The organism is Candidatus Arthromitus sp. SFB-rat-Yit (genome assembly GCF_000283555.1).
Taxonomy (GTDB): Bacteria; Bacillota; Clostridia; order Clostridiales; family Clostridiaceae; genus Dwaynesavagella.
Window position 1 is genome coordinate 1,116,836 of record NC_016012.1, and the last position, 15,740, is coordinate 1,132,575.

Here is a 15,740-nt window from a genome sequence, read left to right on the forward strand (position 1 = left end):
TCACTAAATTTAAATCAAAAAAAATAATGGCCTATAAAATAGACCATTATTTTTTAAACGAAACAATAACTTCTGTAAAAAGACCAAATTCACTTATAATTTCTAATTCTCCCTGATAGAGCTTAACTAATTGAGCTGCTATAGATAATCCTATACCAAAACTATTATTATATTTTCTTGATTCATCAACTCTATAAAATTTATCAGTAACCTTAAGGATATGTTCCTTTTTTATACCGATCCCATTATCCTTTATAGAGATATAAATTCTATTATTTTCTTCATACGATCTTATATTTATAAACTTCTTATCTTTATCACAATACTTTATTGCATTATCCACAAAAATTATCACAAGTTGTTTTAAATGTTCCCTTAAAATTTTTAAATAGATATTATTTGTCTTATCAAAATTAAATTCTATATCTTCAGACAAAATATCAAAACCATATATAACTTCTTCAATAACCTGATTAACATCAATGTATTCATCAACCTTAAATGAAGAATGTGTTTCCATCTTATTTAAATTAAGGAGATCATTCACAAGTTTTATTAATCTTTCAAGTTCTTCAGATGCAATTTTAAGTGATTTATCTAAAGTTTCAGGATCATTTTTACCCCATCTATTCAACATCTGAAGATGTCCTTTAAGTATTGTAAGAGGAGTTCTAAGCTCATGTGAAGCATCGTGTACAAATTGTTTTTGCTGATTAAATAATTTTTCGAGTTCATCCATCATCGAGTTAAATACAATACCTATTTTATAAAACTCATCATTTCGATTTAATATTTCAACACGATTAGATATTCCCTTTTCCTTGACATTTTCCATTGTAACTTTTAAAAATTTAAGTCTATTCACAAACTTTCTCGATACAAACATACCTGAAAGCAAACTTATTACCAAAATCATAATAATAAATACTATCAGCATCGGAATCAAGGTATCTAAAAAATCTTGATAAATCTCAACTTCCTTTTCTATATAAACATAATAACTTTTCCCATTTAAATATAATGGAGTATTCAATATTACCTTTTCTTCACCATCTACTTTATGAACATAATTCATTTTCTTAGTAGGTAACTTTCCATATAAAACAGCATTTGGAATATCATCTGTCGATATCAACATGTTTCTATCGGAATCATATATCCAAAAATCAGCATCATTAAATTCAAAGAACTTAAGGTAATCTGCGTTCTCAATACTATGATAATAAAAAAATGACTCTATTTGCTCTAATGTATTTTTAACACTATCTTTCTCATAATCAATTATCCAAACCCTAGTTATGAAAAACTGAAACACATAACTAATAGATATAATAAATACCATAATAGAAAATATCATCATGGACATTTGCCAAAAAGTTGATAATCTATTTTTCATGTCATCTTACCACATATCCGATTCCACGAACAGTTTGAATATACTCATTATTATTTAATTTCGATCTTAAATGCCTTATGTAAACATCAACTACATTATTTTCCCCATCATAATCATATCCCCATATATTTTCTATCAAATAATCTCTCGACAAAACTTTATTTTTATTCTTTATAAGATACAATAAAAGTTCATACTCTTTTGTTGTTAAATTAATTTCTTCACCTGAACATTTAACAATTCTGGATTCTATATTAATCACAATATCTTTAAACTCAATGACATTTGATACTTCTTTAGAATTTTCTACACGTCTTAAGAGTGCTTCAATTCTTGCAAGAAGTTCCTCTATTGCAAATGGCTTTACTAAATAATCATCAGCACCCATCTGAAATCCTGAAACCTTATCCATAACACTATCTCTAGCTGTCAACATTATTATAGGAGTATTCTTACTTTTTCGGATTCTTCTACAAACCTCTAACCCGTTTAAATAAGGGATCATAAGATCTAAAATTATCAAATTAAAATTAGTATTTAATGCTTTTTCCAACCCTTCTTTACCATCATAAGAATTTTCAACCTCATATCCTTCATATTCAAGCTCCATTTTCAAAAAAGAAGCTATATTCTTTTCATCTTCTATAACAAGAATCCTACACATATACACCCTCCTAAACTTCTATTTCATTATATTATAACACATATAGATAACTTTATAAAAAAAGGTTAGCCTAAAGCTAACCCCTAATAATCGTTTTATATCAAATTTTAATATTCATAGTAAATTCCATTAACAACTTTACCCTCAAGGTCTAAATCTGTTATAGTTCCCCATTTAACTTCTACATCATAAACGCTTCCATCTGTTGTTCTAATAGTAAATTCATATTCCCATGTTCCATCGTCCCAATCTTGATCTATTTTCAAGAAAGTACATCCAGGAAACCTTTGTCGAACTATATTCTTAGCTCCCTCCAATCCACTAGTATTTGTTGTATTTGGAGTTTGAACTACTGGTGTATTTACTGCTGGAGTTTGAACTTGCTGTACTTGTTGTACTTGTGGTGTTTGATATACTTGCTGAGATACTGGAGTTTGAACTACTGGTGTAGCTGCTGGTACTTGATAAAAATCATAATCATCATTTCTTTCTACTTTTATAACTGTACCATTTTGTGTTTCAACATCTACCTCATATGCTCGTCCATCAACTGCTTTAACTATAACTTCATGTACAAATTTTCCATTTTCAGTTCCTTGCTTATAAGTTAAAACTGTTCCCCCTGGAAATTGTGCAAGAGCAACTTTTTGACACTCTTCAAATGATTTATTTACAGTAAAAAGACTTTGGTTTATAAATCTATTTCCATTTGCATCAATATCATGATCTATTTTCCAAACTTGTCCTGTTGCAACAACTAAATCTATTTCTCTTATTCTTCCACTACTATCTCTGATTTCAAACTCTATTATTTGTGTACCATTATCATAATCATAACTATACTTAACTACAGTTCCTGGAATTGCAGATAATGCTTTTTGTTTCAATTGATCAAAGCTTAGTCTAGATGTTGTTACTGTTGTTAAATTAGTCACAGTTCTTGAAAGTTGTGTATTGTCAACTGATGATTCAGTAACCGCACTCACTTCAGTAACATTACCTTTTTTACTAACAAAAGAACCAGCTGTAACTAATAAAGCTGCTACAAAAACACCAGCTACTATCTTAACTCTACTCTTTTTCATTTTAAATCACTCCTCAAAACAATTAAAAATTATATACTCACTTCTGAAATTAATTTTTATACTATTGTTGTTATCATGGTTACATTATATTATCGTAACAATAAAATAAAGTTAAATGTAAATTAATCTTAAGTAAATTATCAATTAAATATTTTTAATAATTCAAATTCAAAATTTTAAAAAGGAGCTAGTATCAACTACTAGCTCCTTTATAATACTACTTACTATAACATATTAATAATCATAGTAAACTCCATTAACATATTTACCTTCAGCATCTATCTCTGTTATATAATTCCCAGAAACTCTTACATCATAAACAGTTCCGTCTGTTGCTTTAACTCTAAATCTATACTGTAGTCTTCCGTCATCCCAATCTTGTCTAGCTGTTAAGAAAGTACATCCAGGAAATCTTCTTCTAACTACATTCTTAGCTGAATTCATTCCAGTATTAGCTACTACTTGAGTTACTGGCTGAGTTGATACTTGATCTTGTCCCACTGGTTGAGTTGATACTTCTCCATAATTATAGACGTCATTCTTTGCATCCACCCTTACAACTAAACCACTGCTAGTTTCAACATCTACCTCGTATACTTTTCCATCTGTTGATTTAATTTCAAAATCATAAACAAATCTTCCATTTTCAGAATCTTGCTTACTAGTCAAAACTGTACCACCTGGAACTTGTGTAAGAGCAATAGTTCTACATTCTTCAAATGATTTGTTTACAGTAAAAAGACTTTGATTTATAAACATATTACCAGTTGCATCAATCTCATGGTCTATCTTCCAAACTTGTCCAGTTGCAGCAACTAAATCTATCTCTCTTTTTCTTCCATTATTATCTCTAATTTCAATTTCTAATATTTGAGTACCGTTATCATAACCATACTTATAATTAGTTATAGTTCCTGGAACTATAGCTAATGCTTTTTGCTTCAATTGTTCAAAACTTAATCTAGATGCTGTTGCCGTCGCTGCTGCTGCTGTCGTTGATGTTACAGTAGCTGCTTTTACTTCGGTAGTTCCATTTGCTTGTCCAAAAACTGAACCGGATGTGATTAATAGAGCTGCTACGAACACACTAGCTACTATTTTAATTCTACTCTTTTTCATTTTAAATCATCCTCCAAAATGAACAAAAATCATATATTCATGAGCTTAATTTTTTAAATTAATATCATTTCCATATTATATTATAAAAAGAATAATATAAACTTAATTATAAATTAAAGTTATATTAATTATCAATTAAAATTTTTTAATAATTTGAAAAACCAAGTATATCAAATGCCTTCTTTATATATCTATTTTGACTTACAAGATTCCATATAAGCCCTGTTCTATAATTCTCAATCATAATCATGCTTATACCTTTATCAATACCTATTTCATAATCACAATACCAATTCTTATCCAAATTATAGGAATCTTTAAATCCATACTTACCCCATACATTATCTTTCAAATTATTAAAAATATATTCTATCGCACCAATACTTTCCTCTTCAGTAAAAACTAAAGAGGAAATCGATCCATATATTCCAATCGTTCCTTCATTTGTTGAAAGATTAAGACAAGGTTTTACTCCAAGTGTTCCAATATATCCCGTTGGAGTTTCACACGGAGTTATTCCCCAAGAATTCTCACCATATGACTTAGATTTATTAGAATTCTTAATGCAATACTCCCTATTTAAAAGAGTTGCTATCTTAGAATTTAAAAAAAAGTTTGTACCTTCCCTATCTTTTTTCCCTCTAAAATCAATAAACGCATGTGAAAACTGATGAGTAAACAGAGATCCGAATGGAGAAAATATAAACTCATGTCCATGTACAAATACCTTATGTCTATCAAAACTATAAAACATTTCTTTATTTATACTATACGTAGGAGAAGCTACCCCTAAAAAGTACATAATAAGCTGCTCAGCATAACTATCCCATTCCCCAAAATGACTTTTTTCTATATCATCATATCCCATATAAAATCTGTTAGTTTCTCTGTTTCTGAAAAATTCCCAATTAATTCTATTATAAATTTTTTCAAAATACTCACTTATTTCAGAACCAAAATATTCAGATGACACTAATGCCCCCATAACAAATAATGATGTATCTATAATTGAAACTTCTGAATTCCATGCTGTCTTCCCAGTTTCCATATTTAAAAAATGATTAAAGAATCCTTCTGTATTTGATGCATTAAAATAAACGCTTTTAAGCGTGTTTAAACTTCTTTTATATGCTGAGTCATAGTCTATATACCCTCTAGATACACCTATAACTATTGCACATAGCCCAAATCCCGTTGAGGCTATCGATGAAATATTCTTATGAGTTTCAAACTTAGATGTGGAATCTCTAACAAGTCCATATCCATTACAACTTCTACTTGATTCATTCCAAAAAAAGTCAAAACATCCTTTGTTTTCAAGTTCCAAAATAAGATCAATACCCAATTATAAACCCCTCATTTCATAGCTCTCATTAATACAATTTTCGTAATTCTTATTTGAAACTTCATATCGTAAAAAATTAAAGCCTTATAGAAAATTTCTATAAGACTTAAACTATAAATAATTCAATTACATTTTCTCGATCTCTAAGCTTTTCATTCAATATTTGTTTTTTAACAGACATAAACTCTTTTCCATAAATATTTTTTTCACATATAAAGTTTATCTCTTCTCCATTTAATTTTATCTTTAAATCTTTATCCCTTTTATATAAAATTTCACTCTCTTTTCCCAAAATTTTATAACTACACTTTAACTCTTCAAATGTCTTTGATATTACAGGATCAAAAATAATTTTATCTTTAACTTCTCTTATACCTATAATATTTGAGATAAGCTGACTTATATATATACCTGGTCCACTTGAATATATCCTCCATCCCCCTTTAACTTTAACATCTCCATTCCTAAGTTCATTAAACCTCTCATGAAAATCATACCGAGTGTTAAATGCTCCATCAGAACTAGAAAAATATACATTACTTTGCCTAAAGTTTGCATTCTCCACATAATCATTTAATTTTATTGGAGTTATTTTATACAAAGCTTCCCAAACTTTCTCTTCACGCCCAAGTTTACACATACTTTCAATAAATCTAATATGTGCATGCACATATTGAAGTGATATCTCTCTTCCAACATTTGAAGCTTGCTCTGCACGTTTAAATATTTTGGAGATTCCTCCATTATATTTAGGCGTATTATTCATAAGTCTTACACCATCATTAAAAGTTAAATGATCTTCTATAATTTTTTCATTTATATTTGCTTGATTCAAATCAACTATTTCTGAAATTATACTTCTTGTAAGTGGAAGAAGTCTGTACTTTATTCCTGTTATCTCATCTAAAGGATGAAGTATATATTCTATTTCATTATTTTCATTAAAATATAAAAATCCACCAATAACATCGTCTTTTATTGCATACTTCAAAAAACATTCTTTAATTCCTATAACTATCCCATATATTTCTTCTCTCAAATTCTCATCCTTCAAAGAAAGATATAAATGATTTAAAGTTTCATAAGCAAGTGCCATGGTCCAAGTTGACACCAATCTCTCTTTAAAATCATCATTAATCGGCTGAAGCGTATCATCCCAATCTCCTCCGGCGTAACTTATCAAATAACTATCCCCTATAAATCTATTTTTTATAGAACTAATCGCTCTCTTAACATGATCTACTATAGTTTCTTTGTGAGTTACATTACATAATGGAAAACTTCTATATACAGTTTCCTCATAAAAAATAGAATCATCGCCTGTATTCAAAACATATTCACTAAGTACTTTAAGAGGCCAAAATAGAATATCACCATGTGAATCATCTTGCTGCATATTATATTGATCAAACATAAACCATTGAGGAAACTCTCCATTTTCTATAAACTGATGTGAAAATACTTCAAGAAGTATCTCCCTAACCATTTTATAATTATTTGTACACATAAAAAATTCAATAGGTCCCTGACAAATATCTCGAGTACCCCAAGCAGCTCCAGAAGATTGTTCAAGTCCATGAGGAGAAGAAAAATGTATCAAGGCATTGTGAGTATAAAAATGTACCATCTCATTAAGTTTACTCACATCATACTTAGAACTTTTACCTTCAAGTTTGAAACCGTTTAATAATTTTGAATAAAAATCATTAAATTTATCTCTCTCACATTCAAGAGAACTCAAATCATCACACACACTCTCCCCTTCAAGTGATCCATTTATTGAAATAGAGAATGTACAACTCTTATCAATTTTAAAAGTTATTATACTTCTATCATGAGTTAAACCGTCTTTAAAGAAAATGCTATCGTCACCCATAGTAAATTTACAATCAAAAAGTTCAATTTCATAATTTATGTTTTTGTACACGCTTCTTATAAAAGATTCTTCAAGAGGTGTTATTTTAATCTTGTTTCCATCTTCATTTAAATAAAACCCATTGTTATATTCGCTATCACCCATAACAATTTGATTTGTAACAACAAATTCATACTCAATTCCTTTTTGAGATCTCACATTTAAAACAATTTTCGTATGATCCCTCAAAATATAATTTTCAACTACAATGATATCTTCATCAAATTTATAATACCACTTCGAAAAATTAACCCCCATTTCATAAATTCCTGAAAGTGTAAGCATTTTAAATTTATTATTTATCTTTATATAAATTCTCTGACCAGAATTTTTAATAACATTCAAGAGTCCTCTATTAACTGACATCATTTTATTTAAACTTGTATTTCCAATTGCAACTTGTGCATTGAAAAGTCCAAACATATAATTTGTTGATGTCATAATATTATTATTTATCTTTTCATTATCAATTTTATTTATGATTATATTGCCATGAGGTCTTTCACATAATATTTCCTTATCTTGAAGAACCACATGCGTATGATCATTTGTAAAAAATGAAAGGAGATTCCCACTTGAATACTCTTCAAAATTTCTTTCATTATATATAGAATTTATTTCACTAAGTGTAAACTTCTCTGAAGAAATTTCTCCTAAAAATTCCTCCTTCACACAAACCTTTTTTACCTTTTTGAAATTATTTTTGAGTTTTGAGACTTCTAAATACTCTTTCATAACTTCATCTTTATATTTAAGAGTTTCAATCGAAGCTTTATAATCTTCCCGAAAGATACCATAAAAACAAATATTCTTATCTCCATCTATTTTCATTTTTTCAGTTTGGAGAACAATGTATGCAAGCTCAAATTGATAATTTTCCTTAGGCAAATTTTTGTCTATAAGATATGGCACACCAGTTTTCTTGTACTCAGAAGAAAAAAACTGAGTTTGATCAGTTGAATAAGAAATAACCTTTTCATTCATGCACCCATGCTCAATGTATGGAAATCTTCCCCCCTGATCTTGATTTTGTCTTGAAGAAATAACAAAACCATTTGAAGAATTTATTGCTTTATGATCTATGTATTGACTCGTGTAAAGCTCATTATTTAAACAAGCATTCTTATTTGCAATTGAAATATCTTGACAATATAAAAGATCAACTTCAAAATTTTTACCATTTAACTCAACCTCATAAAACCAAATACAATTATTTGAAAGAGTAAATCTCACACGATACGATAGAGAAAAAGCACTTCCTTCAAACAACATGGAATTTGAATCAAAATAAATTTCCCCCTTCGACTTCCCTCCCATAAGTGGAAAAATTTTAATTCCATCCTCTTCATATATCCTCAAGTAAATATTATTTAATGAACCATCTCTAAACGTTCCATTAAACATATTGATCATAATGTCTTTATGTAAAATCTCAAAAATATCTCCACTCTTCAGAAATTTAAAAACCATATTATCCTTCTCAAAAGTTAAGAATTCAAAATTTGGTTTAACCTTCATCAAAAGTCCCCCTAAACACAAAATACTTAAGATTATTCTCTCTCACTTAAATAATAAATATGTAAACAAAAAGTGGATCTAAAAAGATCCACTCATCAAATAAAATTTTTAAACTCTACTATATAAACTTTTATAAATTCCACCCTTATTTATCAATTCCTCGTGACTTCCTCTCTCAACTATTCCACTCTTACCTATAAGTAATATTTCATCAGCATTTTGTATTGTTGAAAGCCTATGTGCAACGATTATATTTGTCCTACCTTTTGATAATTTCTCCAAAGACTCTTGAATCTCACGTTCTGTTATATTATCAAGTGCTGATGTCGCTTCATCTAATATCATAATTTTAGGATCTTTAAGAAAAACCCTCGCAATAGATATTCTTTGTTTTTGACCTCCCGAAAGTTTAAGTCCTCTCTCTCCAACAAAAGTATCATATCCATCTTTAAGACCAATTATAAAATTATGAATACTTGCCTTAATACACGCATCCTTAACTTCTTCATCGCTTGCATCCGGCTTTCCTATAACTATATTATCCCTTATAGTTCCCGTAAACAAAAATACCTCTTGAGATACAATTCCAATGTTTCTCCTTAAAGACTCCAAAGTAACATCTCTCACATCAATTCCATCAATCCTTATGCTTCCTTCATTCACATCATAAAATCTTGGAATCAAACTACATATAGTTGTTTTTCCTCCACCAGATGGTCCAACAAGAGCAATTGTCTTCCCAGCTTCAATTTTAAGATTAAAACCATTAAATACTTCCTCATTGTTGCTCTCATATCTAAACGTCACGTTATCTATACTAATTTCTCCCTTAACATTTTTAAGTTCTATCGCATTATTTGATTCTTTTTCCGTTTCAACTTTCAAAAGCTCTTGGAATCTTTGAAAACCACTCATACCATTTTGAAATTGATCAGAAAAGTTTATAAGCTTTCTTATTGGCTGGATAAACATCTTAACATACAAGACATAGGCAACAAAATCACCTATAGTAATATATCCATTAAATGTAAATACAGCAGATGCTATAAGTGCAATAAGCTCAAGAATATCAACCAAGAAAAAAGTTCCCGAAAAGAACTCTCCCATTTTTTTATACGCATATTCCCGTGCTTTTCTAAACATATCATTTGAATTTTCAAATTTATCGAGTTCACTCTTTTCATTTACAAACGATCTTGTAACTCTAATCCCTGAAATAGAATTTTCAATAGTTGCATTTACATCTCCTGTTTTAATTCTAGTTTCTCTAAATGCACTACTCATTTTCCTACGCTTAATTATTGAAAATGTAACTATGACAGGGACAAAAGCAAATATAAGTATAGTAAGAGGAACATTTATTCTAAATAATAAAGCAAATGAACCAACAAACATAACGATAGATACAAACACATCTTCTGGACCATGATGTGCAAGCTCAGATATTTCCATAAGATCATTCACAATTCTCGACATAATAACACCAGTTTTATTATTGCTAAAATATTCGTTAGGTAATCTTTGAAGATGTTTAAATACCTTTCTTCTCATGTCTCCCTGCATCCTAACTCCCATAACGTGTCCATAATACTGTATAAAATAATTAAGTCCAGCTTTAATAATAAAAATAACAAGCAAAACTATGCAAAATACAAATATCATTCTTATGTTTCTATTTGGTACAGCATCATTTATTATGCTACGTGTTATCATTGGATAAACTAAATCTATCATAGCAACCAAAAACGCTGCTAACATATCCATAAAAAACAATTTTTTATATGGAGCATAATAGCTTATAAAACTTTTTAACATATGTAACCTCCTTCTCTCAAATAAAAAAACCACATCATAATAATGCAGTTTCTATTCTATCTTAATTTCACAATTAATTATAAATATTTTTTATAAAATTTAGTCAAACTTTTTTATGAAATTTTCGACTTCATCTACCATTTTGTTTGTTGAATCAAATCCACCTGAAACCAAATACCAAACTTGTGCATTTAAATAAACAATATTCCCATTTTTATATGCATCCGTTGATTTAATAAGATCGTTATCCAGAACTGTCTGAGCAGTTCCTGTTCCAGATGTAGCTACTCCCCTATCTATAACAAATAACACATTTGGATTTTTATCAACTACATATTCAAATGACACCTGCTGTCCATGCGTAGAATCTTGGAGAGTATTATCAATATTAATAAAACCAAAATTATTATATAAAATACCAAATCTTGATTTATCACCATATGCACTCAAATTCCCTTCATTAACTAACAATGTTAATGCATTTAAATTTTTTGACGTCACTGATGCATTTAATGTATTTATTTTATTTTGAATTTCATCCAATTTTGATTTAACAATATCTTCTTTTCCAAATATGCTTCCCAAAATATTTGCATTATTAGTTAAATCTTCCATGTATTTTGATCCATCTAAGCTTAAAAGTATTGTAGGAGCTATTTGTGAAAATTTTTCATACATATCAGATTGCCTGCCACTTATTATTATAAGTTCTGGTTTAATTGAATTAATTATTTCAAAATTTGGTTCTTTTAATCCACCTAAATTTTCATATTTACTATCTTTATATTTTTCAAACATTGATGGTAAACTATCTTTTGGAAGTCCTACTACATCAATTCCTAAATTCTCCAAAATATCTAATGATCCAAAATCAAATGTAACAACTCTTTGAGGATTTTTCTTTACATTTGTTTCCCCATTTAAATGTTTAACTAAAATAGTTTCAGTGTCAGCTCCTTCAGACAAACCTTGATTATTATTTGTGGTATTACCACAAGAAACTAAAAGTCCAATAAGCATCATTGAACACACCATAGATAATTTTTTGATAAATTTCATAACTTTAAATTCCCCTTTCTTTTTAATAATAAATACTAATTTTATTACCATTTATATTTTTAACATCAAACTTAATTTGGTATATCTCTTCCAATACACTTTCATCTATTATGTCACTCGTTTTTCCCTCTTTGTATACTATTCCATCCTTAAAGGCAACAACATAATCTGAATAACAAGAAGCAAAATTTATATCATGCATAACAACAACTATTGTCTTTCCCAAATCATCACAAAGTTTTCTTAAAACTTTCATCATCTGAACCGAATTACTCATATCCAAATTATTTAAAGGCTCATCAAGAAAAATATATTCAGTTGCTTGAGCAATGACCATAGCAATAAAAGCTCTTTGTCTTTGTCCACCACTTATCTCATCTAAAAACTTATCTTGTATATCACAAAGTTTCATATATTCAAGAGCATCATCAATAAACTTTTCATCATCTCTAGTCAATCTACCCTTAGAATATGGAAACCTACCGAAACTAACTAGGTCACGTATAGTCAACCTGATATTTAAATTATTTGATTGTCTAAGTATGGATATCTTTTTAGATAACTCATCTTTTTTATAACTATTGATATCCCTATCATCTAAATAAATTTCTCCACTCTCTTTTTCAAGCAATCCAACTATTATTGATAAGAGGGTACTCTTACCTGCCCCGTTAGGTCCAACAAAAGATGTTAGCTTACCTTTCTCTATATCAAGAGAAACATTATTGACTACTCGGTTACTTCCATAAGACTTAGAAACATCTCTGATTTTTAACATACTTTACTCTCCCTTAACAACAAATACATAAAATAAATACCCCCGATCAAATTTATAATTACACTTACAGGAGTAGATATTTTTAAAACCCTCTCAAGTAACAATTGACCAAATAACAATACAAAAACTGATAATAGATTCCCTATCGCAACTATATGAGAGTGTTTATAGCTCTTCACAATCTGCTTAGTTGCATTAACAACAAGCAAACCTAGAAATGTAATAGGTCCAACCAAAGCTGTAGATATTGATATCAAAATAGAAACTACAATAAAAAACTTTTTAGTTAATCTATCATACTCAACTCCCAAATTTATAGCATGATCTCTACCTAAACTCATTACATCCAAATATTTAAAATCCTTAAATGTAAATATTAATGTAATGACTATCATTATCACTGATATAACTAAAATATTTTCATTTATATTATTAAAGCTAGCAAACAATTTATTTTGAAGTGTTAAATACTCGTTAGGATCAATCATTATTTGCATAAATTTTGAAAGACTTCCAAAAAGAGTTCCCAATATAACACCAACTAATACAATCAAAATAATATTGGTTCTATTTTTCTTCATCAGTGTAGAATACAAAACCGTAGATATTAAAACCATCATTACTATACAGATCATAAAATTAATTTTCTTATTACTTATGAATATATGCGTTGAGCCAAATACATAAACAATTACTGTTTGGATAAGCACGTAAAAAGAATCAAGTCCCATTACATTTGGTGTCAAAAGACGATTGTTTGTAATCGTTTGAAACAATATCGTAGAAAAGGATATTAAAGCCCCCGTCAATACAATTGCAATTAATTTAGGAATACGTTGGGATAATGAATATTCAAAATTTCCTTTTCTTATATTCATAAATAAATATAGTAAACAAACTATTGATATGAAAATCGTAAGCAAAACTATAGTTTTTTGAAAATATTTATCTTTATTAACACATTTATTTCCCACGCCCATTTCTCCTTAACACTATACAAAGAAATACTACACTCCCAATCACACCTACAGTAACTCCTATTGGCAATTCATACGGATAAATAATAACTCGTCCAATTACGTCACATACAAGTATAAAAATAGAACCAACAAGTGCGATGTCCAAAAGGCTTTTATTAACATTATCTCCTTTATACATGGCAACCAAATTCGGTACAATAAGACCAATAAAAGGTATACTCCCAGCAGTAACAACAACTATAACAGTTGCTAATGCAACTATAGTAACACCTATATTAACAATTTTGTCATAGTTAAGCCCCAAATTTGTTGCAAAATCTTTTCCCATTCCTACAACAGTAAACATATTTGCATAAACTATAGTAATTATAACAAGCGGAATACTTAAATATAAAAGTTCATAATTTCCTTTCAATATCATTGAAAAATTACCTTGTAGCCAAGAACTGACACTCTGTAGCAAATCAAATTTATAACCTAAGAAAGTGGTCACAGATCCAATAATATTTCCAAAAATAATTCCAACTAGTGGCACAAATACAATATTTTTTATCTTTAAGTTTCTTAAAAATATTATGAATATAAATGTTCCAATCAAGGCAAATATAAAAGATATAATTGTTTTTTGCATTATACTTGCACTTGGAAATATAATTATGGCTACCATTATGCCCAATTGTGCCGAATCAATAGTTGCCCCAGTCGTTGGTGATACAAATTTATTTTGACTAATCTGTTGCATGATAAGTCCACATACACTCATAACAACTCCTGCTATCAAAATGCTTATGAGCCTTGGCAGTCTGCTTATCAAAAAAATCCTAATACTATCAATGTCCCCTTTCAAAATTTCTGATAACGTTATATTCTTAGCCCCTAAAAATAACGATGTCAAAGATAGAACAATTAAAATCAGTATTAAGATTAAATATCTCTTCTTCATTCTAATTTTCCCACACCTAACTAACTTGACTTACTTTATAAACACGAGTAAAATGATATTTGTTATCATTAATGATAATTCAATTATAATATTTAAAATTAAACTTGTCTACATTTTAATGATACTTAATATTACTTTCTATTTAAAAGGAGATATAATAAATGAAAATTTTTTCAATTTTCAAAACTGCACTAATATGTATCTTAGCTGTAGTTATTGTTGGATGTACATCATCAAACAAAAATGCTAATAGTGATAATTCTTCAAATAATACATCTGTGGAAATGATAACCGTTAAAGACTCAATTGGAGATGTACAAATACCTAAAAATCCTATGCGTATTGTAGATTTAAGTGGTAACAGCGATATACTAAGCATTCTTGGTTACTCTGTTGTAGGTACTGCAAATTCTGATGCTTATGACTACACTAAATTCCCATCATATTTGGAAGAAACTCTAAAAGGAGCTAAAATTTTAGGATATAGTTTGCAGGATACTGTAGATATTGAAGGTATTTTGAATCTTAATCCTGATTTAATTATAATTTCAAAAACGCAAGAAAAGATGTATGACCAATTGAAAAGTATAGCTCCGACGATAATGATAGAACTTGAACAAATAGATTGGAAAAAAGATATACTTAAAATTGCATCCATATTAAATAAAGAAGATATTGCAAACAAATGGCTTGAAGATTATAAATCAAATGCCATACAAAAAGGAAATGAAATAAAAGAAAAATACGGAAATAACTCAACTTATCTCTCAATACTTGCAAGTGGTGGACAAATATTTGTATTCGACTCTGCTGGAATCGGCGGAATATTGTACGAAGATATGAAATTAAATAAACCTGCTAATCTTCCTGTTCAAAACAACATAAGTCTTCCTGTTATAAACTACGAGGGATTGCTTGAGATAAATTCAGATTATTTAATTCTAATAGGAACTGATGAAGATATAAATTCACTAAAACAAAGTCCTATTTACAAAAATTTAAATGCAGTTAAAAATAATAAAGTTATAGAATTACCATCAAGCCCATACTTCAATATGGTTTATAGTTCTATTGGTAAAAATTTATTTGTAAATCAATTTGTTACTTTATTGGGGAATTAACT

12 protein-coding genes are annotated in these 15,740 nt (G+C 28.7%); 1 reads left to right on the forward strand and 11 read right to left on the reverse strand.

The annotated features are described in order from the left end of the window. Positions 1 to 46: 46 nt before the first annotated feature. The 11 genes from RATSFB_RS05225 to RATSFB_RS05275 form a co-directional block, all read right to left on the reverse strand. On the reverse strand, positions 47 to 1,396 hold the full coding sequence (locus tag RATSFB_RS05225) for a sensor histidine kinase (RefSeq protein ID WP_014094998.1): 1,350 nt from the start codon (positions 1,394 to 1,396) through the stop codon (positions 47 to 49). Between the two features lies 1 nt (position 1,397). Further along, entirely contained in the window at positions 1,398 to 2,060 is a 663-nt protein-coding gene (locus RATSFB_RS05230) for a response regulator transcription factor (RefSeq protein WP_014094999.1), read from the reverse strand. A 107-nt stretch (positions 2,061 to 2,167) separates the two neighbouring features. Further along, positions 2,168 to 3,145, reverse strand: a complete 978-nt coding sequence (locus RATSFB_RS05235; RefSeq protein ID WP_014095000.1) for a PepSY domain-containing protein — start codon at positions 3,143 to 3,145, stop codon at positions 2,168 to 2,170. 234 nt (positions 3,146 to 3,379) lie between these two features. Continuing rightward, positions 3,380 to 4,264: a PepSY domain-containing protein gene (locus RATSFB_RS05240; RefSeq protein WP_014095001.1), complete on the reverse strand. Its 885-nt coding sequence runs from the start codon at positions 4,262 to 4,264 to the stop codon at positions 3,380 to 3,382. A gap of 145 nt (positions 4,265 to 4,409) precedes the next feature. Next, positions 4,410 to 5,609: a glucoamylase family protein gene (locus RATSFB_RS05245; RefSeq protein ID WP_014095002.1), complete on the reverse strand. Its 1,200-nt coding sequence runs from the start codon at positions 5,607 to 5,609 to the stop codon at positions 4,410 to 4,412. A 106-nt stretch (positions 5,610 to 5,715) separates the two neighbouring features. After that, positions 5,716 to 9,042, reverse strand: coding sequence for a GH36-type glycosyl hydrolase domain-containing protein (locus RATSFB_RS05250; protein WP_014095003.1), 3,327 nt, complete (start codon positions 9,040 to 9,042; stop codon positions 5,716 to 5,718). A gap of 108 nt (positions 9,043 to 9,150) precedes the next feature. Beyond that, positions 9,151 to 10,857 (reverse strand): ABC transporter ATP-binding protein, encoded by a 1,707-nt coding sequence (locus tag RATSFB_RS05255; RefSeq protein ID WP_014095004.1) that lies wholly within the window; start codon positions 10,855 to 10,857, stop codon positions 9,151 to 9,153. A gap of 99 nt (positions 10,858 to 10,956) precedes the next feature. Continuing rightward, positions 10,957 to 11,916, reverse strand: a complete 960-nt coding sequence (locus RATSFB_RS05260; protein ID WP_014095005.1) for a siderophore ABC transporter substrate-binding protein — start codon at positions 11,914 to 11,916, stop codon at positions 10,957 to 10,959. Positions 11,917 to 11,938: 22 nt separating this feature from the next. Beyond that, positions 11,939 to 12,694 carry an iron ABC transporter ATP-binding protein gene (locus RATSFB_RS05265; protein WP_014095006.1) on the reverse strand — a complete coding sequence of 252 codons (756 nt, stop codon included), beginning with the start codon at positions 12,692 to 12,694 and terminating at the stop codon, positions 11,939 to 11,941. Next, on the reverse strand, positions 12,688 to 13,674 hold the full coding sequence (locus RATSFB_RS05270) for an iron chelate uptake ABC transporter family permease subunit (RefSeq protein WP_014095007.1): 987 nt from the start codon (positions 13,672 to 13,674) through the stop codon (positions 12,688 to 12,690). Before RATSFB_RS05270 ends, RATSFB_RS05265 begins: the two co-directional genes overlap by 7 nt. Continuing rightward, the gene (locus tag RATSFB_RS05275; RefSeq protein ID WP_014095008.1) at positions 13,658 to 14,617 is read right to left on the reverse strand and encodes an ABC transporter permease; all 960 of its coding nucleotides are present in this window, start codon (positions 14,615 to 14,617) and stop codon (positions 13,658 to 13,660) included. The genes RATSFB_RS05270 and RATSFB_RS05275 overlap by 17 nt, the downstream gene beginning before the upstream one ends. Before the next feature lie 161 nt (positions 14,618 to 14,778). Between RATSFB_RS05275 and RATSFB_RS05280 the strand changes: the two genes are divergently transcribed. Beyond that, a complete protein-coding gene (locus RATSFB_RS05280) occupies positions 14,779 to 15,738 on the forward strand; it encodes an ABC transporter substrate-binding protein (RefSeq protein WP_044035576.1) in 960 nt (319 codons plus the stop codon). The last annotated feature ends 2 nt before the right edge of the window (positions 15,739 to 15,740 follow it).